Source organism: Rhodococcus sp. 06-1474-1B, from assembly GCF_002258885.1.
GTDB lineage: Bacteria > Actinomycetota > Actinomycetes > Mycobacteriales > Mycobacteriaceae > Rhodococcoides > Rhodococcoides fascians.
This window is the reverse complement of record NZ_NOYR01000033.1, coordinates 104,315-130,178: the sequence shown is the minus strand read 5'-3', so window position 1 is coordinate 130,178 and position 25,864 is coordinate 104,315. Positions and strand designations below refer to the sequence as shown.

Here is a 25,864-nt window from a genome sequence, read left to right as displayed (position 1 = left end):
CTAATCAATTCTGCTACTCTGGCCACCGTGACCACCACCGAGGATCCACTCGCGCTCGATCGCCAGGTCTGCTTCGCCCTGGCCGTCACCAACCGGGCTGTGCTGTCGGTGTATCGGCCGTTGCTCGAACCGATGGGCCTGACCCATCCGCAGTATCTGGTGATGTTGGCCTTGTGGGGCGAGTCGCCGATGTCGGTCAAAGCGATCGGCTCAGCGCTGCAACTCGACTCGCCCACCCTGTCCCCGCTGCTGAAGCGCCTGGAATCGATGGGCCTGCTCACCCGCACACGCAGCACGGAAGACGAGCGCATTCTGCTCGTATCCCTCACCCCCGCCGGAGCCGCTCTCCGCGCCGAAGCCGAAAAGATTCCATCCGCGGTCGTGGCGAGACTCGGTGCGTCACTCGACGAACTGGAGCAGTTGCGCCGCGTCCTCACTCGCGTCAACGACGCGGCGATCGCAGCAGGAGCACTGACATGAGCGCACGACCCCAGCGCACCCGTCCGAACGCCGGCCAATGGTTGGGCTACGCCGTCCTGGGCCGCAAACTCCCCGACTCGATGCAGGATTGGGTTCGACGCGACCTCGTCGGCCCCGGCGCGACACCGCGTCACATCCTGCGCTCGATGATCCCGTTCCTGCCCATCTTCATCGGGTTCTTCGTGCTCTTTCCCGGCGCGATCTGGTTACGTGCCTCGATGGTCCTGTTGGCCCTGCTGCTCGCGCTGTTCTACACCGCCGCATACATGGACCAGAACCGCGCTCGTCGTCTCGAGATTCACGGACTGCCCGCCGATCTGAAGAGCGAGAAGAAGACGGCGGAACTCGAACGCGAACGCGAGAACTACCGCCGCAACCACTGACCGGCCGGTCAGTGCTCGCGGGCGAGGCCGGCGGTGAAGTCGTCGGCGATCATGACGGCCAGATCCCGCGTCTTGCGGTTGGTGTTCTGTGAGAGTTCGGTCAATTGCGTGAACGCGGCGTCCGCGTCGATCCGATACACCGACATGAGGATGCCGACGGCTCGGCCGATCGTGCCGCGGGTCTCGAGCGCCGTACGCAATGTCGCGGCCTGATTGCCGCTCTCCGCGATCAGCTGCTCGCGCATCCGTGACAGTTCGAGGTGCACGCGAACGCGCGCGACGAGTTCTCGGTCGTGGAACGGCTTGACGATGTAATCGTCGGCACCGCGTCCGAGTCCGTCGAGCACAAAGTCAGTTCCCGCACGAGCGGTCAGCAAGATGACCGGTACTCGTCTCAAGTCGGCGTCGCCGCGGATGTCGTCCACCAGATCCAGACCACTGCGCCCCGGCAGCATGACGTCGGAGAGCACAAGACCCGGCAGCATCGTCCGGGCACGATCGAGAGCGGTCTCGATGTCCCCCGCTGTCGAGACGGACCACCCTTCGTCGGTCAGCAGGCGCGCGAGGTAGTTGCGCATGTCGACGTTGTCCTCGACGAGCAGGACGTCGGCGCGATCGGACGTCTCGGGAACGGGCTCGATCGAGGGGAAGATCGCCGAGATCGGATCGGCCGGAGCGCCGGGTCGATCGACAGCGGCAGCTTCTGCGGGCAACCGCGGCACCTGCACGGTGAAGGTAGTCCCCCGGCCCACGTCGCTGTCGACGTCGATGCGCCCGTTCAAGGCGGTCAGCAAGTCCGTCACCAGGGCAAGCCCGATTCCGGACCCTTCGATGCTGTGCGCGCCTTCTCTCTCGACGCGGTGGAACCGGTCGAAGATTCGAGGCAGGTCCTCGGCCGGAATTCCCAGTCCGGTGTCTGCGACCACGAGCCGAAGGGTGGTCTCGTCCGCGACCAGACGAACCGACACCCGTCCGGCCGGGGTGTACTTGACGGCGTTGGCGACGAGGTTGAATACCACCTTCGACCACATTTCGGCGTCGGTCAGGACCACGACGTCCTCGGCCGCATCCACGACGAGCTCGAGCCCCTGCGCCGACGCGACGGCCGAGAACATCGTCGCGCAATCGCGTGTCACCAAGCCGAGGTTCACCGGCTCGGGTCGAGAGACGAGTCGGCCGGCCTCGGCATTGACGATGTCGAGCAGGTCGTCCACCAACCTGCGCAGCCGCATCGACGCGCGATGAACGACGTCGAGTGATTCGCGGTCGTTCGCATCCAGCACCGAAGCAGCGTTCTCGCGTACCGAATCGAGCGGGCCCGTCAGCAGCGTCAGCGGGGTGCGGAATTCATGCCCGACGTTCTCGAGCAGCCGAGTCTTCGCAGCATCGGCGTCGGCCAAGGCCGCCACCCGGCTGCGCTCCATCTCGAACGCGTGCGAGGCCGTCAGTGCGGTGGACAGGCGTTCGGCGACGACGACGCAGAACGAGGTGAAGGCATCGTCGATCACCCGATGGCTGCTCACTCCGATCAACAACGCCCCGACCGGCTGCACCCGACCGGCCATCGTCAACGGCACGACGACGGCCTGCGGAACGTTGCCGTCCACCTGCACGGTCGCGCAGGTGACCGTACCGTCGGCAACTCGAGAGATGTCGGCGCACTCCCACGTCGCAGCCTGGTACCCGGCGTCGCCGCCGGTCATGACACACTCCACCGGGCCGTCCGCATTCAGATCTTCGCGGAGGTAACCGGCGACGAGGGGAAACTCCGATGCTTCGGCCGCGAGCACACCCACTGCCGCACGGCAGACGTCCACGGCACCGTCGGTGTCGTTGCCCGTCAGCGTGCCCAGGCTCAGCAACGCCTGCATGCGGCGTTCGCCGAGGAGCTGCTGGGTAACCTCCGACGTCGCGACGAACACGCCGAGGACCGCGCGCTCGGGACCGTGAATCGGACTGTACGAGAAGGTCCAGTACGTCTCTTCGAGGAACCCGTACCGATTCATCATGAACCGTTGGCGAGCACCGTGCACCGCAGTGCCGCCGTCGACGACCTGATGAGCCAATGCGCCGATCTCGTCCCAGATCTCTGCCCAGCAGTCCCTGGCCGGCTGCGCTGCGGCGGCGGGAAACTTGTCACCGAGAAAATCGGTGTACGAGTGGTTGAAGATCTGGACCAGGCGCGGCCCCCACCAGATCAACATCGGAATGGTCGACGGCATGACCGTGCGGATGGCCGCGATCAATTCGTACGGCCATTGCTCCACCGATCCCAGCTCCGTGGAGCTCCAATCCAGCTCGCGAAACCGAGCCTCGGTGGCATTGTCACCGGGAAACAGCTCGTCGAGCCGAGCCGAACCGGGATCGGGTACTGCGGGATTCATGGCCTCGTCCTTAGTCACATGCGGCCGTAGGTCAAGGACGGGCGCAATCTCCTCGTCGATTCTATCCGAGCGCCAGGTGGGCAAGCGTTTCGCTCACCTGCGCCGGGGGTAATCGGCCGCTCATGCCCACCTCATCCAGTCTCCCGTATCCCCTGGGCGTCTCGCGTCTGTCCGACGACGGAGCCAACCTCGCCGTCTACTCCGAAACAGCCGACTCGGTGTCCGTCGTCGTGATGAACGAAGATGGAACAGAGCGCAGTACAACGCCGTTGGCACTTCGCACCGGTCACGTCTTCCACGATCTGGTGCCCGACGTCACCCCGGGAACGCGATACGGTCTCCGCGTCGACGGCCCGTGGGATCCCGCCTCGGGACTGCGCCACAACCCGGCGAAGCTACTGCTCGACCCGTACGCCACGGCCATCACCGGCCAGGTCGACTGGAACGAGTCGGTGTTCTCGCATCTGCATGCAGAGCCGGAGACCCGCAACGACGAGGACTCCGCACCGCACATGCCGTATTCCGTTGCAGTGCAATCGAACTTCGATTGGACCGGCGACGAGGCACCGCGCACTCCACTGGACCGGACCGTCGTCTACGAGGTCCACGTGAAGGGCTTCACTGCCACCAATCCCGATGTTCCCGAGGACATTCGAGGAACATACGCCGGGCTGGCCCACCCCGCCGCGATCGCGCACTTGAAGCGTATCGGCGTCACTGCAGTGGAGCTGTTGCCCATTCATCAGTTCGTCCAGGACTCACACCTGCTCGAAGAGGGCCGCCGAAACTACTGGGGCTACAACTCCATCGGCTTCTTCGCCCCGCACAACGAGTACGCCAGCACCGGCGACACCGGCGGTCAGGTGGACGAATTCAAGGCACTGGTCAAGGCGATGCACGAGGCCGGTATCGAGGTCATCCTCGACGTCGTCTACAACCACACAGCCGAGGGCAACCACCTGGGACCGACGTTGTCGCTCAAAGGAATCGACAACGGCTCGCACTACCGACTCGTCGACGACGACCGCAGCGCCTACTACGACACCACGGGCACCGGCAACAGCCTCAACGTCGGACATCCCGCGGCGCTGGGCCTGATCATGGACTCGCTGCGGTACTGGGTCACGGAGATGCACGTCGACGGATTCCGTTTCGATCTCGCGAGCACCCTGACCCGTCAGGACTCCGGCCTCGACGTCCACAGCGCGTTCCTCGATCTCGTACACCAGGATCCGACGCTCGCGCCGGTCAAACTCATCGCCGAGCCCTGGGACACCCAGGGCTACCAGGTGGGCGGGTTCCCGGCCCGGTGGTCGGAGTGGAACGGTAAGTTCCGCGACGACGTTCGTGACTTCTGGCGCGGCGAGGACGGCGCGTTGTCCGCTCTGGCGCAACGTGTCACCGGCAGCCCCGACGTGTACGAGAGCACCCGGCGCCCGACGTTGGCGAGTGTCAACTTCATCACCGCCCACGACGGCTTCACCCTGGCCGACCTCAACTCCTACGACGAGAAGCACAACGAGGAGAACGGCGAGGACAGCCAGGACGGCGAATCCGACAATCGTTCGTGGGGATGTGGCGCCGAGGGCCCGACCGACGACGAGGGCGTCAACGCACTCCGCGCCCGCCAGCAGCGTAATCACCTTGCCACACTGCTCCTTTCGGCCGGCGTCCCGATGATCCTCGGCGGCGACGAACTGGGCCGAACGCAGAACGGCAACAACAACGCGTACTGCCAGGACAACGAGGTCTCCTGGTTCGACTGGAGCACGGTCGATCAGGATCTCGTCGACTTCACCACCCATTTGATCTCGCTGCGCGACGAGCATCCGGCGTTGCGTCCCACCTGGTTCCGGCACGACAGCGATTCCGAGGAGGACGGGGCAGGACCCGATACGGTCGACTTCTACCGCGCCGACGGTCAGAAACTGGTCGACGAGGATTGGTCGGACGGCAACGCACACAGCATTCTCATCCTGATGCGTGCGGGCGAGGGAGACGCTGCGTTCGCCTGGATGGTCAACGCCTCACCTGCGACAGTCGAATTCACGCTGCCGGAGGGCAAGTGGAGTCAGTCGACGTCGAGTGATCCGGATCAGGCGTACGAGGCGGGCGGACCGTCCATTCTGATTCGCGAGCATTCGTTCACGTTGCTTCAGGGCTGATCGGTCCATTGTTCGAGTATCTGTAGCCACTCCTCCGATTCGGAGCGTCCGGCCCACGCGATGTATCCGTCGGGCCGGACGAGGACGGCGGGGCCGCTGTCGGTACGGCGGACGATGTCCGTTCGAGTGCAGTCGTTTTCGCCGACCTGACCCCGACGAATCGACGGGCCCGAGCGATCAGGCGGCAGGCAGTACCTTCGTGAACAGCACGGCCCCGGTCGCGTCGCAGAGGTTGACGGTCAGATCGCGCGAGTCCCCGTCGATGAGCACCTCACCGAAATGCTGAAACGCGTCGAGTGGCGACGCATTCGGCTCCGGTGGCGCGTGCACGAACACTGCCTCCGGGCCGAACGTGCCGTCCAAGACGTTGGGGCCAAATGCGCCGGCGTTGAGCGGCCCGCTGACGAATTCCCAGAACTCGCGAAATTCCTGGTAGGCCGCGCGCTCCGGCGAATAGTGATGCGCTGCTGTGTAATGCACGTCGGCGGTGAGCCAGACGGTGCCGGTGACGTCGTTCCGGTCGATCGCGGTGAGCACCTGCGCAATGTCGGTCTCACGGCCCAACGGCGCACCGGGGTCGCCGTTGCCGACGCCTTCCTGCGCGACCTTCCCATCAGGAACGACGAGTCCGAGGGGCAGGTCGTTCGCGATGATCTTCCACGTCGCGGTGGAGCGGGACAGCTCGTCGATCAACCACTGACGCTGCGCCGAGCCGAGGATCTCCCCTGACGCAGCGGTGTTCGCACCGTTCGCATCCTTGTACGTGCGCATGTCGAGGACGAAGACGTCGAGCAGCGGCCCGTAGGCGATCTTGCGGTACACCCGGCCGTCGACGGCTTCTGTGGGCGCGATGGGCAACCACTCGTGAAACGCCTGCAACGCTCTCTGCGACAGCAGGTCCACATCCTTCACCGTGTATTGCTCCAGGTCGAGGATCTCACCGGGGTACCAGTTGTTGACGGTTTCGTGATCGTCCCACTGGACCATCTGGGCGACAGACGAATTGAAGCGGCGGTAGTTGTCGTCGGTGAGATTGTAGGCGTACTGGCCGCGGTACTCGTCGAGCGTCTCGGCGACCTTGGACTTGGCCTCGCTCATGGTGTTTCGCCAGATTCGACCGTCGGGAAGTGTCACGCGCTCCTCGAGCGGGCCGTCCGCATAGATGACATCGCCGCTGTGCAGGAACAGATCCGGCTGCCTGTCGGCCATCGCCGAGAAGATGGTCATACCGCCGATGTCGGGGTTGATGCCGTAACCCTGGCCTGCGGTGTCGCCACCCCACAACAGGCGGATGTCGGATGGGCCGTCAGGAGCTGTGGAGAACATTCCGGTGACGGGTTCCGACGTCGCGCCGTCCTCGCCCTCGAGCGTGACCCGATAATGAACCTTCTGTCCCGCAGGCAATCCGGTCAGGCGCAGCACTCCCGTGCCGTCCGACTGCGGGGTCAGCAGTGGCCCGCGCATCGTCCTCACCGAGGAGAACGAGTCCGTCGCGGACGTATCGACGATCATCGTCGCCGGAATATCGGAACGTGCCCACACCAGCGCTCCGTCGGCACGCACATCACCGCTGGCGACGCCGTGTGTCAGCATCGGCCGGGTGCGAACCAACGCCGGGCTGCACGCCAGGACAGGCGTGGCAGCGGCACCGAGAGCGGCATATCTGAGGAGGGATCGACGGGTGAGCTGCATGCCCTCCACCGTCCAGCATCGACATGAACGGCTCGTAGCGCTCAGGAAGACAGACGATTTCCGCCACAAGCGCGTCGTACCGTGCGACGAGGAACGCAGCCGCAGGATCGGAAAACACAACCACCGATCCCGACCCTGCGGCGCTACCTCACCGAACCGCTGTGAGGGGTCAGCTCACCCCGGCGCGCACGTCCGGTGCCCCGAGCCTGGCCGCGTCGGCGGTCTCGTCGTCGGGCTGTTGCTGTGAATCCCGTTCTGCCAGAACACGAAGACGGTAGTGCTCGATCTCCTCGGCCCGGTGCTGATCGTCCCAGCCCAGAATCGGAGCCACCAGCCGAGCCACTTCCTCGGCTGCCGCTTCACCACGATCGGGAACCTCGATGGAGATGCGGGTGCGCCGGGTCAGGATGTCCTCGAGATGCTGCGCGCCTTCGTGACTCGCGGCATAGACGACCTCTGCCTTGAGGTACTCCGGTGCGCTGTCGAGAGGCTTCCCGAGTTCGGGATCGGCGTCGATCAGATCCAGCACCTCACCCATCAGGGTGCCGTACCGACCCAACAGATGCTCGACGCGTGAGACCCGCATGCCGGTGAGTTCGGCCGTCAGATTGCGGGAGTTGTACGCCCCGAGGTAGCCGTCGGCCCCGACGAGCGGGATGTTCTCGGTGACACACTTGGGCACTGTGCGTTCGAGCCCGTGCACCGCGGCATCCACTGCGTCCTTGGCCATCACGCGGTAGGTAGTGTACTTGCCACCGGCGATGACGGTCAGTCCTCGCACCGGGCTGGACACCGCATGCTCGCGGGAGAGCGTGCTGGTGGAGTCGGATTCTCCGAACAGCAACGGCCGCAGACCTGCGTAGACCCCGACGACGTCGGCGCGGTCCAGTGGATCGGCCAGCAGCTTGTTCACGTGCCCCAGGATGTAGTCGATGTCGCTCTGGCTCGCGGCCGGGTGAGCGAGATCAAGTTTCCAGTCGGTATCGGTGGTGCCGATGATCCAATGGCTCCCCCACGGGATGACGAAGAGCAGGCTCTTCTCGGTGCGCGTGATGATGCCCGTGGCGCTGTTGATGCGGTTGCGGGGCACCACCAGGTGCACGCCCTTGGATGCGCGAACCTGGAACTGCCCACGCCCGCCGACCATCTGCTGGAACTCGTCGGTCCACACACCCGCGGCGTTGATGACCTGCTTGGCACGCACCTCGAACGAACGACCCGTTTCCAGATCGCTCGCCACGACTCCGACGACCTTGTCGTCCTCGCGAAGGAAGCCCGTGACGCGAGTGCTGTTGGCGCACAACGCACCATAGGCGGCTGCGGTCCGCGCAATCATCATCGTGTGCCGAGCGTCGTCGACCTGGCCCTCGTAGAACTTCACCGCACCGCGAATCGCCGACCGCTTGCCGGAGGGGAAGGATTCGAGCGTCTTCTTCTTACCGAGATGCTTGTGATGACTCGGTACGCCGCGTCCGGCACCCATGACGTCGTACACGCCGATGCCGAGCCCCACGTACGGACGGTCGATCACCTTCTCGAGCGGATAGATGAACGGGACCGGCCGAGCGAGGTGCGGGCACAACGTGTTCAGCACGAGCGAGCGCTCTTTGAGGGCCTCGAACACCAGCGAGAAGTTGAACTGTTCGAGGTACCGCAGACCGCCGTGGAACAGCTTGCTCGAGCGACTGGACGTGCCGGCCGCATAGTCGCGTGCTTCGAGCAGTCCGACCTTCAGACCACGCGTCACCGCGTCGAGAGCCGTTCCCGCGCCGACGACGCCGCCGCCGATCACCAGGATGTCCAGCTCTTCGGCTTCCATCCGTGCGATCGCCTCGGCGCGCGCGGTTGGACTCAAAGCCGTTGTGGTGGAACTCATTCTTCATCAACCCAATCGAGAGTACGTGTCACTGCCTTCTTCCAGCCGGCGTACAGCTTTGCCCGCTGGTCTTCGTCCATGGACGGTGTCCATGTCTTGTCCTCGGCCCAGTTCTGGCGAATGTCGTCCTCGCTCGCCCAGTACCCGACGGCGAGGCCTGCCGCGTATGCCGCTCCGAGAGCGGTGGTTTCGGCTACGACGGGCCGCACCACGTCGACGTTCAGGATGTCGGACTGGAACTGCATCAACAGTTCGTTGACGACCATTCCGCCGTCGACCTTGAGCACCTCGAGGTCGACGCCGGAGTCGGCGTTCATGGCCTCGATGACCTCACGCGTCTGGTACGCAGTGGCTTCGAGCACGGCACGGGCCAGGTGGCCCTTGTTGACGAACCGCGTCAATCCCACGATGGCACCGCGCGCATCGGCACGCCAGTGCGGAGCGAACAGACCCGAGAACGCGGGCACGAAGTACGCGCCGCCGTTGTCGTCCACCGACCGCGCGTCGGTCTCGATGTCCGCAGCCGAGGAGATCATGCCGAGGTTGTCCCGCAGCCACTGCACGAGCGAACCCGTCACCGCGATCGAGCCTTCGAGCGCGTACACCGTCGGCTGGTCGCCGATCTTGTAGCAGACGGTGGTGAGCAGGCCGTTCTTGCTCATGACCTTCTCGGTGCCGGTGTTGAGCAGCACGAAATTGCCTGTGCCGTAGGTGTTCTTGGCCTCACCGGGCGACAGGCAGGCCTGGCCGAAGGTGGCCGCCTGCTGGTCGCCCAGGATGCCGGAGATCGGCACACCGCGGAACGGTCCGCGTTCACGGCCGGTGCCGTACACCTCGGAACTCGACCTGATCTCGGGCAGCATCGACATCGGAATGCCCATGTCGGCGCAGATGCCCTCGTCCCACTGCAGGGTGTCGAGATCCATCAACAGCGTGCGCGAGGCGTTGGTCGGATCGGTGTAGTGCAATCCGCCGTCGGTTCCGCCGGTCATGTTCCACAGCACCCAGGTGTCCATGTTGCCGAAACACAGCTCTCCCGCTTCGGCTTTGGCCCGTGCACCGTCGACGTTGTCGAGAATCCACTTGATCTTCGGCCCGGAGAAGTAGGTGGCCAACGGCAGACCGGTCTTGGCGGTGTACTTGTTGGCATCGCCGCCGCCGAGTGCGGTCGCGATGCGATCGGTACGGGTGTCCTGCCAGACGATGGCGTTGTAGATCGGCTTGCCCGTCTCGCGGTCCCACACCAGCGCCGTCTCACGCTGGTTGGTGATACCTACTGCGGCGATGTCCTCGCGCGTCAGATCCGCTGCGGCCATGGCACCGGCCGCGACGGCGCGCACGTTGTCCCAGATCTCCGACGCGTCGTGCTCGACCCAACCGGCCTGCGGGAAGATCTGCTGGTGTTCCTTCTGATCGACGGCGACGACGGTGCCCGCGTGATCGAAGATCATGCAGCGTGAGGACGTAGTTCCCTGATCGATCGCGGCGACGTACTTTCCTGCGAACTCGGTCATGGCTTCTCTCCTGTGGTCTGGGTGTCTGCTGGGAGTCGTGATGGCGGCTCGGGCGTCGAACCTTCTTGTTTGCGTAGGTTCTTCCCGATCAACAGGTCGTACAGGAACACTCCTATCGGTCCACCTACGAGAGGTCCGACGATCGGCACCCAGAAGTACAGGCCGCCGTATTGATCTCGCCACGCTCCACCGTAGCCCGTGATGTACGACGCCAGGCGAGGTCCGAAATCTCGAGCCGGGTTGATCGCGTAGCCGGCGTTGGTGGCCCAGGCGAATCCGATGGCGACGACGATGAGGCCCACGATCAGGGGAGCCATGTTGGCCATCGGTGCGGTACCGAGCGAATCGGTCACGGCCACGATGAGGAACAGCAGAATGGCGGTACCGATGATCTGGTCGATCAGCGCCGAGGACACACTCACCGGCAGTGTCCCGTTACCGGGCAGTGTCGAGAAGATGGTCTGGGTGGCGGTGGTGTGCCCTGGGTCGACCGCGTTGATCATGTCGTTGTAGTTCCAGCGCACCAGCAGCGCGGCCACGAAGGCACCTGCGGTCTGCGCGAGAATGTACGGCGCAACCATCTTCCAGCTGAATCCTCGGAAGAGTGCGAACGTGATGGTCACCGCGGGATTGAGGTGCGCGCCGGTGATACGGCCCGCGACATAGATACCGAACATCACGCCCAGCCCCCACGCCCAGGCGATCGAGTCGTGGCCGCCGAGGCTGCCGGACTCACCACCCGAGACCACCTGAGCGACGACGCCGACACCGAACAGAATGAGAATCATGGTTCCGGCGAACTCCGCGGCCATGTGCGCCGGTAGCCCCCATTCCGGTTCCTTACGTGCCATCTTCCAGCCTCCACACAGTCAGTGATACACGCCACATTGCGTGCCATTTGCCACGGTAGACGGCCTGCACTGCGTTTCACAGCTGATGCACATATGTGCAATTCGGTCGTACACTGGTGCCGGTGACGGACACCGGCATCACTCCCGAATCCGACCTGCGGACCGGCCATGCCACCCAGGCCGCGCGGCTGTACTACTTCCAGGACATGACGATGGCGGCGATCGGCCGTGAGCTGGGCGTATCTCGTTCGACAGTCTCACGACTCATCACGTTCGCGCGGGCGTCGGGACTGGTGGAAATCAAGATCTCCACCCCTCTCGGTCAGGCACCGCGGATCGAGCGTGCATTCGCCGATCTGTACGACATTCGTGCACACGTGGTGCCGGTCGCGGAGACGGTCGACGAACTGCAGCGTCTCGATCGGGTCGCGACCTTCGCCGGCCGACTGCTGACGTCGTTCTTCGAGTCGGACATGGTGATGGGCGTCGCCTGGGGAACCACCGTCAGCGCCGTCAGCCGCAAGCTCGCCCCCAAACGGACCCACAACTCGAGCGTGGTGCAACTGAACGGGGCAGCCAACATGCGCACCACGGGGGTCTCGTATGCCACCGACATCATCCGGACGTTCGCCGACGCGTACGGGGCTGCGGCACAGGGATTTCCGGTCCCGGCATTCTTCGACTATCCGGAAACGAGGCAGCACCTGTGGCGCGAGCGCAGCATCAGGCGCGTGCTCGAACTTCAGGATCGCATGAACCTCGCCGTCTTCAGCATCGGCGTCATGAGTGGAGCCGTTCCGAGTCACGTCTACAGCGCCGGCTATCTCGAACGCGACGACAGAGCCGAGCTGCAACGTGACGGCGTCGTCGGCGACATCGCCACGGTGTTCCTCCGATCCGACGGCAGCTACAACCGAATTGCGTTGAACGACAGATCGAGTGGGCCGAGCCTTGACCGACTCAAGGCCGTGCCGCGCAGAGTCGCCATCGTGGCGGGAGAGTCCAAACTCGACGCCCTCACCGCCGCACTGCGCGGTGGCCTGATCACCGATCTGGTGATCGACGACATCAGCGCCGCGAAATTGGTGTTGCGCTCGCGCTGACCCATGTGAGTGGAAACTCGACCCCTGCTACGAACTTCCGCGCACGTGGGCAACCCTTGCGCTCGGCCGAATCTCGTGTCACTCTTGGTTCATGACAACAGGAAAGGCGGACACCGCCTCACCGAAGTGAGCGCCGTGCCGATGCCGTCGACATTCCCCCGTCGAGGCACATTCTCCGAAGATCTCGATTCCTACGCCGAAGACATCCGCGCGGTCTGTGCGCAACGCGACCGGTGGCTCGATTACGGACTGAAAGCCGGCCCAGCCGACAGATCTATCGCGGAACATGCTGTGGCACAACTGTAGCGATCTGCCGGGTTCGACGAGCCCGAGTTCCATTGGGTGCCGTCGCCTCGGGCTGCAGCGACCTTCATCGCCGGCAGACACTTGGCGAGAACACCGTCGATATCCACCGCCGGCACCGAGGTGGACGCCGAGATCGCCACCATGTTGTCCGACTCCCGGCACCGCATGGACCGCATCATCGAGCGCCGCCACATCGAATGGCCTCGGGAAGACCGGTGGAGCACAACCAACGGCAGCAACGACTTTCGAGCCCGCGGCATCGTCGCCCGCGGTACCCCGATCGAGGCGGCCCTCGCCGGGATCAGCCCGGATCCCATCATCGACCGGACCGTCCGTGCGTCGTTGCACACCAGCCTGTTCGACGGAATTGCCACTGCCATCCGCACGACCACTCCCCGCCCGTTCGGCTCCATCACCTGGTACGGCCAACAAGAAGCCCATCGCGTCGCCTACTACGACGCTTTCCGTCGCCACCGCCTCGCACGGTTTTCTATAGAAGACGTCGAACTACTCGACGTCCAAACCGCCCTCATCGAGTCGACGGGGTGGTGGTGGGCGTTCGAGAACATCGCAGTGATGGCCGAACGGCCCACCGCCGTACACGTCGAACCGTTGCCCGATTCGCCGCACGGTGAAGTGCGACTGCATAATTCGGACGGGCCGGCCGTGGAGTTCGCCGACGGCAGCGCGGTCCACGTACTGAGCGGCACCGTCGTTCCGAGCTGGGTCATCCGCGACCCGACGGTCGACCGCATCACCGTCGAACGCAACGTCGAAGTGCGACGAAGCGCCATCGAACGGATCGGCTGGGACACCTATCTGGAGCAGGCGGGCCTACGACTCGTCGACACCGGCCACGATCCGGGGAACCCGGGCTGCACCCTGGAGCTGTACGCAGCACCGGAGGGCTGGCAGGACGGGGGACGAATTCTGCTCGCCGTCAACGGTTCTCGTGAACGCGACGGTCGACGGCGCCGCTACGGCCTGCGGGTCCCCGCCGCCTTCACCTCCGCCATCGACGCGGCAGGCTGGACCTACGGTCTGGCCGGAGCCGACTACGCCCGGCTCCTCCGGCGTACCTGACTCACCGCACCCCCATTCGGCACCACCCCACAACTACCCACCCCACAACTACCCACAGGTGACCCCATGAACTCGAACATCACGCTGTCCACTCTCACCGACCGCACCGGTCTGGATGTCTTCGACTACCTCGACAAGGAGATATCGGTGCCCGTCGTCAACGGGTCGCAGGCCCAGGGAGATCTGATCGTCGTCCCGCTCGCCGTACTCGACGGCATCGTCGTCACCACCGAACGGACACGACACGAGACCGTGCCGCTGTCCGGCATCGAACTCCTCCGCAGTGCGGCGGGCGGCAATCCGCACAGCCTCGTCGCCGACGGCCGCGGGTGCACGTGGTCGAGTCCGGTGCACGACGTTCGACGCCTCGCTCTGGGCATCCTGAGCAACTCGGAGACCGCCTACCTCATTCACCCCGAACACGGGGCCACCGGAATCGCACCCGGCCGATACGTCATCAGTCGTCAGCGCGAACGCGGCGGAGACGGCTGGTTCTCGTCGACGCAACTGATCGCAGACTGACACACCGACTGCGTGTGATCTGTATCGCATCACCCGGGCACTGATAGGTGCATCTCAGAAGGGGCGTCGGAGCAGTAAGTGTGACTCTATGTAGCACTAAGGTTCGCGTCATGACTGCTGTTGTCGCACAGACCGTCGCATGACCGGCGCCCCTTCGCCGGTGCAGAACCGTCTCCTCGGAATCGGACTGGTCGTGCTCATCGTGGTGTTCGTCGGGTGGAGTGTCACCTCGTACAACAAGACGTTCGTCGACGTCGTGACCGTCTCCCTCGAGACCGACAGCGTCGGCAACGCGCTGCCCCGCAATGCCGACGTCAAGGTGCGCGGCATGATCGTCGGCGAGGTCCGATCGGCTACGACCACCGACGGCGTCGTCACCTCGGAACTGGCAATCGAGCCGGACAAAGCGCCGATGATCCCCTCGAACGTCACGGCTCGCCTGCTGCCCAAGACTCTCTTCGGTGAGCGGTACGTCGCGTTGATTCCGCCGGACGGCAAGCCCGGTTCGCCCATTACCGAGGGCACCGTGCTGAAGCAGGATCGCAGCGGAAATGCCATCGAGGTGGGGCAATTGCTCGACGGCCTGCTGCCGTTGCTCCAAGCCGTGCCGCCACAGGATCTCTCGAACACCCTCGGCGCACTGGCACAGGGGCTCAGCGGCCGCGGAGAACAGCTGGGCCTGACGATCGATCGGCTGGAGAACATCTTCTCCGGACTGAACACCGAACTCCCCGCCATCCAGCAGGACCTACGCGGATTGGCGGACTTCTCCCAGACCTACGCCGATGCAGCTCCCGAGTTGGTCAGCGCTCTCGACAATCTGCGGACCACCGGCAACACCGTCGTCGAGAAGCAATCCGCGCTCGCGACGCTGTACACGTCGGTGTCATCCGCCTCGAACACGACGGCCGGCTTTCTCGAGGCGAACTCGACGCAGCTGATCGGTCTCGCCGCGAATTCGCGCGAGGCACTCGAAGTGCTGGCCGAGTTCTCCCCCGCCCTGGGTTGCACGGTCGCGCAGTTCGCCGAAGGGGCCCGACGCGGCAGGATCGTCACCGGCGTCGGCGACGAGTATCCCGGCATCAACGTCTCGATGCCGTTCGTCAATCCGAAGGGTCGATACCTGCCGAACCAGGACGAGCCACGGCTGTTCGAGCAGACCCGCGGACCGAGCTGCTACACCCCGCTCGACCGCAATGCGGGCGAATACTTCCCGCAGTACCCGGGTGGGTCACCCAACGACGGCTCGTACCAGGTACCGACCAGAAACCCGGGCGAGCAGAACATCCCGGTGCTCTCGGCTCCGCAGCTCTCTCCTGTTCCCGCGTCGTACGCGGGCTCGGTCACCGAGCAGCAGACCCTGGCCGTCATCTACGGCGGTGCCACCGGAATCGCACCGGAGGCCGTCCCCTCCTGGACCACCACGGTGGGCGCGCCTGCACTTCGAGGAACTCAGGTCACGCTCCGCTGACACCGCCTGATTGAATGGTCCGCATCCCCCGTCGACGAGCGCGGCGGGTAACGATTCAGGAGTACAGATGCCAGTCGACACGAACGCCGCAGGATTCTCGATCCAGTCCTCCAACGACGGGCGCGCGGCCGTCATCTCGGTAGCGGGCGAGCTCGACGTCACCACCGCTCCGGCACTGTCCGAGGCCATCACCGCACAGACCGCGACCGGCCCGGCTGCACTGATCGTCGACCTGAGCGGAGTGTCGTTTCTGGCCTCGGCGGCCATGACCGTTCTCGCGACGGCGCAACAGGATCACGGAGACTCCCTGTCGTTCTCGGTCGTCGCCGACGGACCGACCACCAGCCGGCCGATCAAACTGATGGGCTTGGATCAGGAATTCACCCTGCACGCCGACCTGCCGTCAGCCCTCGCTGCCCTCGACTGAGTCGGGGGCCGGGGATACGCCCAGTGCCATGACGGCGGCGTCGTCGGCCAGACCGTCGCCGAAACTGCGCAGCAGCAACCGCAGATCGTCGACGATGGCTGCCGGAGTCGCCGGAGCGTGTGCCGTCGCGAATTCCAGGAGAGCACCGTCGTCGTCGTATCGGCCCCGGCCGACTCGCGCTTCGGTGAGACCGTCGCTGTAGAGCATCAGGGTGTCCCCTGCTTCGAGCGTGACGGTCGCCGGAACGAAGCGAGCGTGCCGAAGTATTCCGATCAGCTGGCCGCCCGTCATGGGCACGTAGTGGGCGGTTCCGTCGGCACGAAGGACCAGCGGTGGGGGGTGCCCGCCACTGGCCATCGATACCTCGAATCCGGTGTCCGTTCGGCTCAGAATGCCGAAGACTGCGGTGCAGAACTGCGCATTGGCGTCCCGAAACTCTTGCCGCAGAACAGAATCCAGATTCTGCAGCACCGCGACGGGGTTCTCGTCGTACACCGCTGCCGCGCGCAACGTGTACCGCGTCAGCGACGTCACAGCGGCCGCCGATGCACCTTTGCCACAGACGTCGCCGAGAAAGAAGCCCCAGCAGTCGTCGGACAACGGAAACAGGTCGTAGAAGTCGCCACCCACCTCGTCGCGGGACGCTGCCCGGTAGTGCGCCGCGGCGGTCATCCCCGACGGCGGTAGCAGTGCAGGCGGCAACAGCGACCGCTGCAGCGTCTTGGCCAACAGTTCTGCACGCGTGCGTGATTGCAGCAATTCGCGCTCGTAGGTGCGGCGATCGCGAGCGTCGAGCGCCGTGATGCGGATCAGTACCGGCCGGCCCGCTGCGTCGATCTTGACGTTCGCCGTGATGAACACCGGCAGCCGTCGGCGATCCGCCGTCACCAGGTCCAGCGCAATGCCGTCGAGCTTGCCGTTCATCAACAGCATCGGCCCGAAGTGGGTCTCGTAGTGAATCCGTCCACCGACGGTGAGCAGCTCCCCGAAATCGGTGCCGACCAGCGCGTCGACCTCGAAGCCCAGCCAGGTTGCCAGCGTCGAGTTCAGTCGCGCGATCCGCATGTCGGGGCGCACGGACAGGTACCCGCATGGCGCATTCTCGTACAGGTCCTCGACATCGAGGTCATCGATCACGACGGTCTCACGAAGTCCGCGATGGTCTCGGCCGTCAGTTCGGGTGCGGTGATCTGCGGGCAATGGCCACTGACGTCGAGCGTGATGCGGACGCTCCCCGGGATCTGTTCGTGCACGAACCGGCCGACCTGAGGCGGTGCGAGCGAGTCTCGCGCACTGTCGATGATCAACGTCGGCACCGGTACTGCAGGCAGATCCGCCCGATTGTCGGACAGAAAGGTGGTGCGGGCGAACACCCGTGCGCACGCCGGATCGGTTCGGCACACGCTCGCGGTCCACATGTTCTCGAGTTCCGGTCGATCGGGTGCGTTCACGACCACCGATGCCATCGATGCAGACCAACCGAGGTAGTTGCTGTCCAGCGATTCGAGCAGTTCGTCGATGTCCTCTGCACTGAAGCCGCCGCGGTAGTCGCCGTCGTCGATGTACCGGGGAGACGGAGTCAGCAGAATCAGCTTGGTGAATCGATCGGGCGCAGCGGTGGCGGCCAGCACCCCCATCATCGACGCCACCGAGTGACCGACCAACGTGACGTCGGTCAGGTCGAGTTCCTGCGCTATCTCGACGATGTCGGCGGCGTACGTGCTCATGTGGGCGTATCTCTCGGCGTCCCAGGCCGCCGGGTCCGCTGCCCCGGCCCCCACGTGGTCGAACAGGACGATCCGGAATCGCGAAGCCAGGATTTCGGTGACGCCTCGCCACAACGTCTGGTCGCAGCCGAAGCCGTGCGCCAGCATCACGACCGGGCCGTCGGCAGCTCCGACGACTTTCACGTTGTTCCTGACGCGCGCACTCACCTGCACAGTGTGTCATCCGGTACCGGAAGCGGGGAGTGAGACTGCCCGGACAGGGTATGACCCCTGTCTACAGAAACGAGAATCTCATGCGAGTGCTGGTCACCGGCGCAACCGGATACATCGGATCTCGGCTGATCCCCGTGCTTCTCGAACAGGGCCACGAGGTACACGCCGCGATGCGTGACCCCAAGAAGAAGTCGCGTTTCGCCTGGGGTGCGCACGTGACGGCAGTGCACTTCGACCTCGACGACCACGACAGCTTCGACTCCGCTACCGAGAACGTCGACGCGGTCGTCTACCTGGTGCATTCGATGGACGAGGGCGATTTCGTCGAGAAGGATCGCCATGCCGCGCAGTCCATGGCCGCCGCTGCGGAACGCAACGGTCTGCAGCGAATCGTCTACCTGTCCGGACTGATTCCCGACGACGGCACTCCGCTGTCGGACCACCTGCGCTCCCGGCTGCAGGTCGAGGAAGCGTTCCTCGACAGTTCTGTCGATGCCACCGTCCTACGGGCGGCCATCATCCTCGGCTCCGGATCGACGTCCTTCGAGTTGGTGCGACGCATGACCGAGCGACTGCCGGTGACGCCGATCCCGACGTGGATGCGGAGGCAGGTGCAGCCGATCGCCGTCGTGGACGTCGTTGCCATCATCGCCCGCGCCCTCGGCGAGACATCCCGCCCCGGATCGTTCGACATCGGCGGCACCGAGACGATGAGCTACCCGGAACTCCTGCAGGCGTACGGCAGCGTCGCCGGTCTGCGCCGAGCACAGATTCCGGTGCCACTGCTGCCGACGGGGCTGGTCGGCCGCGCGGTCGCAGTCATCACCGCGATGCCGCCCGGCACCGTGATCTCGTTGGTGGAGAGCCTGACCCACGACATGGTTGTGCGACGCGGCAATGCCGCGACGGAGGTGTTCGCAGAACCGGATACGACGTTGCTCAGCGTGCGGGAGGCCTTGGAACGCTCCATCACGGTGGCAGCCGAGGAAGGTACGGACGCACACGCCGACCCTCAGGCCGCAGCCGACACCGATCCGGACTGGGCAGGCGGAGTCGTCGACATCGTCGACGGCACCGTGCGACAGCGTCCGTCCGGCATCGCGGGCAAGGTCCAGCTCGGGGCGACCCGCTAGCCGGTGTCGATGTCTGTCAGCTGATGTAGCTGTCAGCCGATGTCGCTGTAGCGATGAGCCCAGGGCACTGCTCGTTCCAACTGCGCCGCGAGTTGGACGAGCAGCCCCTCCCCGCCCAGCGGCGCGAGAAAGTGTGCGCCCATGGGCAGACCGGTGCCCGTCCAGTGCAGCGGAACCGACAGGGCCGGACGCCCGGTGACGTTGGCGGTCTGGGTGTACGGAATCCACGAGATGTTCTCGTCGATCATCTGATCGACGATGCCGGTGTACTTGAGCATCCCCGCAGTTCGGCTGCGCAGCAACAAGTCCGATGCCAGCTGCAGCGGCTTTGCGAGTTCGAACGCCCCGATCTTCGGGGGCAGCTCGGCCAGAGTCGGCGTCAGCAGCAAGTCGTACGTCTCGAAGTAGGTGGCCAGGGCCCGCACATGCAGGTGTCGGCCCTCCACCGCGTCGAGGTAGTCGATTCCGCTCGCGGATCGGCCGAGAGCGGCCATGATTCGGGTGTCCCGCTCGAATGCGTCGTCACCGCACCCGGTTCTGCGCTTGACCTCTTCCATTTCCCACGCGAGGTACGTGAACCAGGCGAGCAGGAATTCGCGATTGAGCGCTGCGTCGTCGAACGGCGGGGCCTCGAGCAGTTCGACGGTATGGCCCAGTTCGCCGAGCGTTGTCGCCGCCGATTCCATCGCAGCGATCGCCTCCGGGGCCGGCGACGGATTCACCGAGGTCGCGGCGTACATGCCGATCCGTAAGGGCCGCGGGTCGGTGTCCATCCGGGACCGGAAGCCGTCGGGCGGCGGCGTGGACGAGTATCCCGACGTCGGCTCACCACCGGCGAGGACGTCGAGCATCGCGGCGGTGTCTCGGACCGACCGCGACACCACGCCCTGCACTGCGGCCCCGTGCATCGGCTCGCCGAAAGTCGGTCCCGACGGCACCAGTCCACGGCCGGGCTTGAGCCCGACCAATCCACAGCACGCCGCCGGAATGCGAATCGAGCCGCCGCCGTCGTTCGCGCCCGCCACCGGCGCGATTCCGGCCGCGACCGCCGCAGCGGAGCCACCGGACGAGCCACCGGGAGTTCTGCTGCGGTCCCACGGGTTTCGAGCCGGTCCGAACACTGTTGGCTCGGTGATTCCCTTGGCGCCGAACTCCGGGGTGTTCGTCTTGCCGAAGATGACCAGGCCTGCGTCGAGCCAGCGCTGCACCACCGTGGCGTGTTCGGGCATCGGCAGCTCGGTGAGTGCACGTGAACCACTGGACGTGGGCAGCCCCGCGTAGTCCTGGGACAAGTCCTTGATCAGAAACGGCACCCCGGCGAACGGGCCCTCCAGCGTTCCGGCCAGCCGCTGCTCGGCCTCCTCGCGCATCGGGCGGACGATTGCGTTGAGCCCCGGGTTCACCGACTTCGCCTGCTCCAGTGCGCAATCGAGAAGTTCACGCGGAGTGACATCACCTGTGGAGACCAACTCGGCCAGCCCGAGGCCGTCGTACGTCCGATACTCGTCGATGCGCATGAAGTCACTGTAGATGTCGGTTGCCGCCGGAGGCACGAACTCGACGAGATCGCAGTTGTGCAGGCATTCGGGGCCGAAACAGCCACATAACTGCGAACTCGACGCGAACCGTCAGAACCCGATCGGCAATCCGGCGTAGTTCTCCGCCAGTCCCATGGCACCCGCCTCGCTGGACGCCACCCATTTCAGTTGCGAGAGTTGCAGTTGCGCGTCGAAGGGGTCGTCGCCGGTATGCAGCATCGTGGTCATCCACCACGAGAAGTGGGTGCAGCGCCAGACGCGCCGAAGGGCGTCGTCGCTGTAGCTGTCTGCGGCCCGAGAATCGTTCCCCTTCAGCTTCTGCGCCAGGGCAGGCGCGAGCAGAGCCACGTCGGCTACCGCGAGGTTGAGGCCCTTCGCTCCGGTGGGCGGCACGATGTGCGCGGCGTCGCCGGCCAGGTACAGGTTGCCGTGTCTCATCGGTGTCTGCACGTAGCTGCGCATCGGCAACACGCTCTTCTCGGTGATGGGGCCGGGGTTCAGAGTCCACCCGTCCTGACCGTGACCGAGCCTGGTCGCCAACGCATCCCAGATGCGGTCGTCGGACCACGTGTCGATATCGGTTCCGTTCGGCACCTGCAGATACAGCCGGCTGACCGTCGACGACCGCATCGAGTGCATCGCGAAGCCGTCCTGGTGCCAGGCGTAGATCAGTTCGTCGGTCGAGGGGGCGACATCGGCGAGCACACCGAGCCAGGAGTAGGGATAGACCCTTTCCCAGGTGTTGCGCACCGAATCGGGCATGGCCGCCCGGCTCGGTCCGAAGGAACCGTCGCATCCCGCAACGACTGTCGCGTCGATTCGCACCGCGTTGCCCGACGCGTCGGTGAACGTGACGTAGGGGGCGTCGGATTCGACGTCGTGCAACGCCGTGTCCGAGACGTCGTAGTAGATCTGTTGGCCGGCCTTCTCGCGTGCCACGACGAGGTCCTTGGTGACCTCCGTTTGCCCGTACACCCAGACACTCCGGTCGACGAGATCACGAAAGTCGATGTGGTGCCGCTCTTCCGGCCATTGCAGGTAGATGCCTCGATGCTCGTCGCCCTCGCGGTGCAGACGCTCACCGAGTCCGTGTTCGTCGAGCAACTGGACCGTCGAGTGTTCGAGGACTCCGGCCCGGATTCGGGAGAGCACGTAGTCCTGAGTACGTGACTCGATCAGAATGGAGTCGATCCCCTGCTCGTCGAGCAGGTGGGACAGCAGCAGACCCGCGGGCCCTGCACCGATGATGGCAACCTGTGTACGCATGCAAGCAGTAGACCCCGGGATCTCGACCCGAACAAGACCGCAATTCCACTGAGTGAAAACGGCCGACTACCCGCCGAGACTTCGTCCGATCCCCTGGGCCGCAACCTGAAGCGCGGCAACCAGTCTCACTCGATCGCGGCCCAGCTTGGGAACCACGATTCCCAATGCGGCGACCACACTGTCGCCGGCATGGACCGGCACAGCCACCGAACACGCACCGAGTGTCATCTCCTCGACCGTCTGCGCGAAACCCTCGCGACGCACTCGACGCAACTCGCTCTCCAGCTGTCCAGGATGCGTCACCGTGTACGGGGTGAGGCGATCCAGTGAGCGCATCACCTGCTCCTGCACCTCCCGCGGCGCGTACGCCAGCAGCACCTTACCGACGCCGGTGGCGTGCAGCGGCAGCCGAGCGCCGACGCGACTGACCGCGGGAACCGATGCGTGGCCGGCCAACCTGTCGAGATAGAGCACTTCGCACCCGTCGCGGATGGCCAGGTGCACCGTCGCAAGGGTCGCTCCGTAGATGTCGTGCAGAAACGGTGATGCGATGTCGCGAAGATCGGACTGATCGGGTGCGAGCAAGCCCAGTTTCCACAACCGCCTACCGACGACGTAACGCCCGTCGTCGCCCCGGACCAACGCGCCCCACTCCACCAGTTCTCGCACCAGCCGATGCGCAGTGGCGATGGGTAGGTCGGCACCGGCCGCCAGGTCGGTCAAGGTCAGCGACGGAGCCTTCTCGTCGAACACACCGAGCAGGGCCAGCAGGCGCGCAGCCACCGAGACTCCGGGGTCCCGAGCATTGCCAGCCACCCCAAGGACGATAGCCGCCCCCACTCGCCGCCGAACTCGAAGTTATGGATGAAAACGGACTCGAATCCGTCCATAACTTCGAGTTCGGCGGGAAATCAGACAGTGGCAGCCGCAAAACCGATTCGATTGAAACGCTTTTCGCGCGCGATCATGCGCATCGAGGGGTCCTGAGCGATCAGCTCGGCAAGTTCTCGGTGCAATACCGCGCCCACTCGATCGCAGAACTGCTGTGATTCGTCTGCGGCGTCGGGCAACTCGGGAACGATGATGTCGACGACACCGGCCCGGAAGAGATCGAGCGAGCGCACTCCCTGCTTGGTCGCCATCTCGGCGGCGTGGGTGGTGTCGCGATGCACGATGGCCGAGGCACCCTCAGGCGGCAACGGCGAGAGCCAGGCGTGCTGAGCAGCGAGAACTCGATCCGCGGGCACCAACGCAAGGGCACCGCCGCCGGTTCCCTGCCCCAACAGCAAGGAGAGCGTAGGGGTTTCGAGGTCGACCATATCTGCGATGCACCGTGCTATCTCGCCGGCCAGGCCGCCTTCCTCCGCCTCCTTGGACAGCGCTGCGCCTGCAGTATCGATGACGGTGACGAGGGGAAGCTTCAAATCCTGCGCCAGCCGCATGCCGCGTCGGGCCTCACGCAGAGCCGCGGGGCCGAGTGGCGTCTTCGTCGTCTGGCTCCTCCGGTCCTGGCCGAGCAGAACGCACGGCATGTCGCCGAACCGGACGAGCGCCAGAATGAGGCCCGGATCGGACTCGCCCTGACCGGTTCCGTTGAGCGGTAACACGTCTGCCGCTGTGTTGAACAGCAATTCGCGTACCCCAGGCCGATCGCTCCTGCGTGAGGCCAGAATGGAGGTCCATGCCGGCACGTCCTCGATCTCCCACTCGAGAGCATCGGAATGCCGGACGCGACACGACGGCACGTCGGTCATGATGCGTAGTGCCCGGTCGACGATCTCACCGAGCTGCTCGGGCGGACGGATGGCGTCGATGAGTCCGTGCGCCTGCAGGTTCTCCGAGGTCTGCACGCCGGCGGGGAATTTCGCGTCGTACAACGCCTCGTAGACACGGGGGCCGAGGAACCCGACGAGCGCACCGGGCTCGGCAACGGTGACGTGACCGAGCGATCCCCAGGATGCGAAGACGCCGCCGGTGGTGGGGTGCCGCAGATAGACGATGTACGGCAGATTCGCCGCCTTGTGTGCGGTGATCGCCGCGGTGATCTTGACCATCTGCAGAAACGCGACAGTGCCCTCCTGCATGCGCGTTCCACCCGAGGTCGGCAACGCGAGCAACGGAAGCCGCTCATCGGTGGATCGGTGCACCGCACTGACCAAGCGTTCACCCGCGACCACCCCGATGGACCCGGCAAGAAAAGCGAACTCGCCCAACACGATTGCCACCTTGCGGCCGCGCACGGTAGCGGATCCGGTGAGAACGGATTCGTCGAGACCCGTCTTCTCACGCGCCGCAGCCAATTCGTTCGCGTACTCGTCGTCGATGACGTAATCGGCAGCCGGGCTGTCCCACGACTCGAAACTTCCGGGATCGATCACCAGATCGAGGAGTTCGAGCGCGGTCATCCTCGTCATCGGATCGCTTCTTTCAACCAGTCGCGGACGAGTTCGTCGTCGGCTCCGAGAACCGGCGGTGCCAGATGCCGGTTCTCGGTGACCTCCGTGCCGTCGGATTCGAAGAATCGCAGCGGCGGCCCGGGCAGGGTCACCGTGCCCAGCGTCTCGTGTTCGACGTCGATGAGCAGTCCCTGAGACTTGGTCTGCTCCCACTCGTACACTTCTTGCACGTTGCGCACTTTGCCTGCGGGAACGCCTATTTCGTCGAGGAGCGCCAACAACGGCTCGGTCTCGTAGGTGCGGAAGATCTTGGACACGAGCTCGACGACGTCGTCGCGACTGTCGACGCGTTGCGGGTTCGTCGCCATCCCCTCGAGGTCGGGATCAATACCGAAGCCCTCACAGAAGCGGTGCCACAGTCCTTCGCTGCCCACCGAGATCTGCACGGCTCCATCGGAAGTGGGAAAGAGGCCGTACGGGCAGATCGACGGGTGATGATTGCCCTGCGCCTCACCGATCTCGCCTGCCACGGTCCATTTGGTGCCTTGGAAGGCGTGCACCCCGACGACGCTGGCCAGCAACGACGTTCGAACCACCTTGCCGCGGCCCGTGCGGTCGCGCTCGCGCAGCGCAGCGAGAACGCCGAACGCTCCGTACATTCCGGCGAGCAGGTCCGCGATCGGAACCCCCACGCGCTGAACATCGTCGGGACCGGAGCCGGTGAACGACATCAACCCGGCCTCGCCCTGAGCGATCTGGTCGTAGCCGGATCGGCCGCCCTCGGGGCCGTCGTGGCCGAATCCGCTGATCGACAGCACGACCATGCGCGGGTTGATCTCCGCGATGCGCTCGGGCGAGAAGCCGAGCCGATCGAGCACTCCCGTGCGGAAGTTCTCGAGTAGAACGTCCGCTCGCTCGATCATGCGCTCCAACGCTTCTCGGCCGTCGTCGGTCTTGAGGTCGAGCGCGATGGACCGCTTGTTGCGGTTGGCCGAGAGGAAGTACGTCGATTCGCGCTCCGCGTCGCGCGGGGTGACGAACGGCGGGCCCCACACCCGGGTGTCGTCGCCGCCCTTGGGGGTCTCGACCTTGATGATGTCCGCGCCGAGATCTCCGAGCATCATCGCCGCGTGCGGGCCGGCCAGGGCGCGCGTCAGATCCACCACCACGGTGCCGTCGAGCGGTCCGGTTCTGCCTGTCGTGTTGAGGGGCATCGAATTGATCCTTACGTCGAAAGCGATGAGGGGTGGCAATTGGCATATTGACTCAGTGGCCTAGCCAATTCTATTGGACCAGCGATCCGAGGGGAAGTCAAGATCGAGTTCTCGGACGTC

At 65.1% G+C, this 25,864-nt stretch carries 22 protein-coding genes; 9 read left to right on the top strand and 13 right to left on the bottom strand.

Annotated features, from left to right (window positions below; genetic code table 11):
- Window positions 1-27: 27 nt before the first annotated feature.
- Window positions 28-480: a MarR family winged helix-turn-helix transcriptional regulator gene (locus tag CH266_RS21095; RefSeq protein ID WP_027494667.1), complete on the top strand. Its 453-nt coding sequence runs from the start codon at window positions 28-30 to the stop codon at window positions 478-480.
- Complete coding sequence (locus CH266_RS21090) at window positions 477-863, top strand: DUF5313 family protein (RefSeq protein ID WP_032367853.1); 387 nt, start codon at window positions 477-479, stop codon at window positions 861-863. Before CH266_RS21095 ends, CH266_RS21090 begins: the two co-directional genes overlap by 4 nt.
- 8 nt (window positions 864-871) lie before the next feature.
- Here CH266_RS21090 and CH266_RS21085 read toward each other — a convergent pair whose 3' ends face one another.
- Window positions 872-3,247: an ATP-binding protein gene (locus CH266_RS21085; protein WP_094716113.1), complete on the bottom strand. Its 2,376-nt coding sequence runs from the start codon at window positions 3,245-3,247 to the stop codon at window positions 872-874.
- A 122-nt stretch (window positions 3,248-3,369) separates the two neighbouring features.
- Between CH266_RS21085 and glgX the strand changes: the two genes are divergently transcribed.
- Window positions 3,370-5,412 (top strand): glycogen debranching protein GlgX, encoded by a 2,043-nt coding sequence (glgX, locus tag CH266_RS21080; protein WP_094716112.1) that lies wholly within the window; start codon window positions 3,370-3,372, stop codon window positions 5,410-5,412.
- Here the strand turns inward: glgX and CH266_RS26065 are convergent.
- From CH266_RS26065 to CH266_RS21060, 5 genes are all read right to left on the bottom strand, one after another.
- Window positions 5,403-5,474, bottom strand: coding sequence for a hypothetical protein (locus CH266_RS26065; protein ID WP_369597416.1), 72 nt, complete (start codon window positions 5,472-5,474; stop codon window positions 5,403-5,405). The genes glgX and CH266_RS26065 overlap by 10 nt on opposite strands.
- Window positions 5,475-5,589: 115 nt before the next feature.
- The gene (locus tag CH266_RS21075; protein WP_094716111.1) at window positions 5,590-7,104 is read right to left on the bottom strand and encodes an alkaline phosphatase D family protein; all 1,515 of its coding nucleotides are present in this window, start codon (window positions 7,102-7,104) and stop codon (window positions 5,590-5,592) included.
- Between the two features lie 169 nt (window positions 7,105-7,273).
- Complete coding sequence (locus tag CH266_RS21070) at window positions 7,274-8,980, bottom strand: glycerol-3-phosphate dehydrogenase/oxidase (protein ID WP_094716110.1); 1,707 nt, start codon at window positions 8,978-8,980, stop codon at window positions 7,274-7,276.
- Entirely contained in the window at window positions 8,977-10,494 is a 1,518-nt protein-coding gene (gene glpK / locus CH266_RS21065; RefSeq protein WP_032367858.1) for a glycerol kinase GlpK, read from the bottom strand. The genes CH266_RS21070 and glpK overlap by 4 nt, the downstream gene beginning before the upstream one ends.
- Window positions 10,491-11,345 carry an MIP/aquaporin family protein gene (locus CH266_RS21060; RefSeq protein WP_027494674.1) on the bottom strand — a complete coding sequence of 285 codons (855 nt, stop codon included), beginning with the start codon at window positions 11,343-11,345 and terminating at the stop codon, window positions 10,491-10,493. The genes glpK and CH266_RS21060 overlap by 4 nt, the downstream gene beginning before the upstream one ends.
- 122 nt (window positions 11,346-11,467) lie before the next feature.
- Here CH266_RS21060 and CH266_RS21055 point away from each other — a divergent pair, with 122 nt between their 5' ends.
- The 5 genes from CH266_RS21055 to CH266_RS21035 all read left to right on the top strand — a co-directional run bounded on the left by CH266_RS21055 (window position 11,468) and on the right by CH266_RS21035 (window position 16,257).
- Window positions 11,468-12,448 carry a sugar-binding transcriptional regulator gene (locus tag CH266_RS21055; RefSeq protein ID WP_217901014.1) on the top strand — a complete coding sequence of 327 codons (981 nt, stop codon included), beginning with the start codon at window positions 11,468-11,470 and terminating at the stop codon, window positions 12,446-12,448.
- A 342-nt stretch (window positions 12,449-12,790) separates the two neighbouring features.
- Complete coding sequence (locus tag CH266_RS21050; RefSeq protein ID WP_255175983.1) at window positions 12,791-13,837, top strand: DUF6745 domain-containing protein; 1,047 nt, start codon at window positions 12,791-12,793, stop codon at window positions 13,835-13,837.
- 66 nt (window positions 13,838-13,903) lie between these two features.
- Window positions 13,904-14,359: a hypothetical protein gene (locus CH266_RS21045; RefSeq protein WP_094716109.1), complete on the top strand. Its 456-nt coding sequence runs from the start codon at window positions 13,904-13,906 to the stop codon at window positions 14,357-14,359.
- Between the two features lie 139 nt (window positions 14,360-14,498).
- Window positions 14,499-15,830 (top strand): MCE family protein, encoded by a 1,332-nt coding sequence (locus CH266_RS21040; protein ID WP_032373529.1) that lies wholly within the window; start codon window positions 14,499-14,501, stop codon window positions 15,828-15,830.
- A 67-nt stretch (window positions 15,831-15,897) separates the two neighbouring features.
- Window positions 15,898-16,257: an STAS domain-containing protein gene (locus CH266_RS21035; RefSeq protein WP_032368699.1), complete on the top strand. Its 360-nt coding sequence runs from the start codon at window positions 15,898-15,900 to the stop codon at window positions 16,255-16,257.
- Here the strand turns inward: CH266_RS21035 and CH266_RS21030 are convergent.
- The gene (locus CH266_RS21030) at window positions 16,234-17,391 is read right to left on the bottom strand and encodes a PP2C family protein-serine/threonine phosphatase (RefSeq protein ID WP_371828840.1); all 1,158 of its coding nucleotides are present in this window, start codon (window positions 17,389-17,391) and stop codon (window positions 16,234-16,236) included. The genes CH266_RS21035 and CH266_RS21030 overlap by 24 nt on opposite strands.
- The gene (locus CH266_RS21025) at window positions 17,391-18,191 is read right to left on the bottom strand and encodes an alpha/beta fold hydrolase (protein WP_032386559.1); all 801 of its coding nucleotides are present in this window, start codon (window positions 18,189-18,191) and stop codon (window positions 17,391-17,393) included. The genes CH266_RS21030 and CH266_RS21025 overlap by 1 nt, the downstream gene beginning before the upstream one ends.
- Before the next feature lie 86 nt (window positions 18,192-18,277).
- Between CH266_RS21025 and CH266_RS21020 the strand changes: the two genes are divergently transcribed.
- The gene (locus CH266_RS21020) at window positions 18,278-19,330 is read left to right on the top strand and encodes an NAD(P)H-binding protein (RefSeq protein WP_176457163.1); all 1,053 of its coding nucleotides are present in this window, start codon (window positions 18,278-18,280) and stop codon (window positions 19,328-19,330) included.
- Between the two features lie 32 nt (window positions 19,331-19,362).
- Here CH266_RS21020 and CH266_RS21015 read toward each other — a convergent pair whose 3' ends face one another.
- The 5 genes from CH266_RS21015 to CH266_RS20995 form a co-directional block, all read right to left on the bottom strand.
- Complete coding sequence (locus CH266_RS21015; RefSeq protein WP_094716183.1) at window positions 19,363-20,847, bottom strand: amidase; 1,485 nt, start codon at window positions 20,845-20,847, stop codon at window positions 19,363-19,365.
- A gap of 111 nt (window positions 20,848-20,958) precedes the next feature.
- Window positions 20,959-22,134, bottom strand: a complete 1,176-nt coding sequence (locus tag CH266_RS21010; RefSeq protein ID WP_094716107.1) for a 4-hydroxybenzoate 3-monooxygenase — start codon at window positions 22,132-22,134, stop codon at window positions 20,959-20,961.
- Between the two features lie 66 nt (window positions 22,135-22,200).
- Window positions 22,201-22,950, bottom strand: coding sequence for an IclR family transcriptional regulator (locus CH266_RS21005; RefSeq protein WP_027494689.1), 750 nt, complete (start codon window positions 22,948-22,950; stop codon window positions 22,201-22,203).
- Window positions 22,951-23,045: 95 nt separating this feature from the next.
- A complete protein-coding gene (locus tag CH266_RS21000) occupies window positions 23,046-24,548 on the bottom strand; it encodes a carboxyl transferase domain-containing protein (RefSeq protein ID WP_094716106.1) in 1,503 nt (500 codons plus the stop codon).
- Window positions 24,545-25,744 carry a CaiB/BaiF CoA transferase family protein gene (locus CH266_RS20995; RefSeq protein ID WP_094664285.1) on the bottom strand — a complete coding sequence of 400 codons (1,200 nt, stop codon included), beginning with the start codon at window positions 25,742-25,744 and terminating at the stop codon, window positions 24,545-24,547. Before CH266_RS20995 ends, CH266_RS21000 begins: the two co-directional genes overlap by 4 nt.
- Between the last annotated feature and the right edge of the window lie 120 nt (window positions 25,745-25,864).

Excerpts from the sequence above, each read along its gene's own strand:
- CH266_RS21090 (WP_032367853.1), top strand. The coding sequence starts at position 477 with ATGAGCGCACGACCCCAGCGCACCCGTCCGAACGCCGGCCAATGGTTG.
- CH266_RS21085 (WP_094716113.1), bottom strand. The coding sequence starts at position 3,247 with ATGAATCCCGCAGTACCCGATCCCGGTTCGGCTCGGCTCGACGAGCTG.
- glgX (WP_094716112.1), top strand. The coding sequence starts at position 3,370 with ATGCCCACCTCATCCAGTCTCCCGTATCCCCTGGGCGTCTCGCGTCTG.
- CH266_RS21075 (WP_094716111.1), bottom strand. The coding sequence starts at position 7,104 with ATGCAGCTCACCCGTCGATCCCTCCTCAGATATGCCGCTCTCGGTGCC.
- CH266_RS21070 (WP_094716110.1), bottom strand. The coding sequence starts at position 8,980 with ATGAGTTCCACCACAACGGCTTTGAGTCCAACCGCGCGCGCCGAGGCG.
- glpK (WP_032367858.1), bottom strand. The coding sequence starts at position 10,494 with ATGACCGAGTTCGCAGGAAAGTACGTCGCCGCGATCGATCAGGGAACT.
- CH266_RS21060 (WP_027494674.1), bottom strand. The coding sequence starts at position 11,345 with ATGGCACGTAAGGAACCGGAATGGGGGCTACCGGCGCACATGGCCGCG.
- CH266_RS21045 (WP_094716109.1), top strand. The coding sequence starts at position 13,904 with ATGAACTCGAACATCACGCTGTCCACTCTCACCGACCGCACCGGTCTG.
- CH266_RS21040 (WP_032373529.1), top strand. The coding sequence starts at position 14,499 with ATGACCGGCGCCCCTTCGCCGGTGCAGAACCGTCTCCTCGGAATCGGA.
- CH266_RS21035 (WP_032368699.1), top strand. The coding sequence starts at position 15,898 with ATGCCAGTCGACACGAACGCCGCAGGATTCTCGATCCAGTCCTCCAAC.
- CH266_RS21020 (WP_176457163.1), top strand. The coding sequence starts at position 18,278 with ATGCGAGTGCTGGTCACCGGCGCAACCGGATACATCGGATCTCGGCTG.
- CH266_RS21015 (WP_094716183.1), bottom strand. The coding sequence starts at position 20,847 with ATGCGCATCGACGAGTATCGGACGTACGACGGCCTCGGGCTGGCCGAG.
- CH266_RS21010 (WP_094716107.1), bottom strand. The coding sequence starts at position 22,134 with ATGCGTACACAGGTTGCCATCATCGGTGCAGGGCCCGCGGGTCTGCTG.
- CH266_RS21000 (WP_094716106.1), bottom strand. The coding sequence starts at position 24,548 with ATGACGAGGATGACCGCGCTCGAACTCCTCGATCTGGTGATCGATCCC.
- CH266_RS20995 (WP_094664285.1), bottom strand. The coding sequence starts at position 25,744 with ATGCCCCTCAACACGACAGGCAGAACCGGACCGCTCGACGGCACCGTG.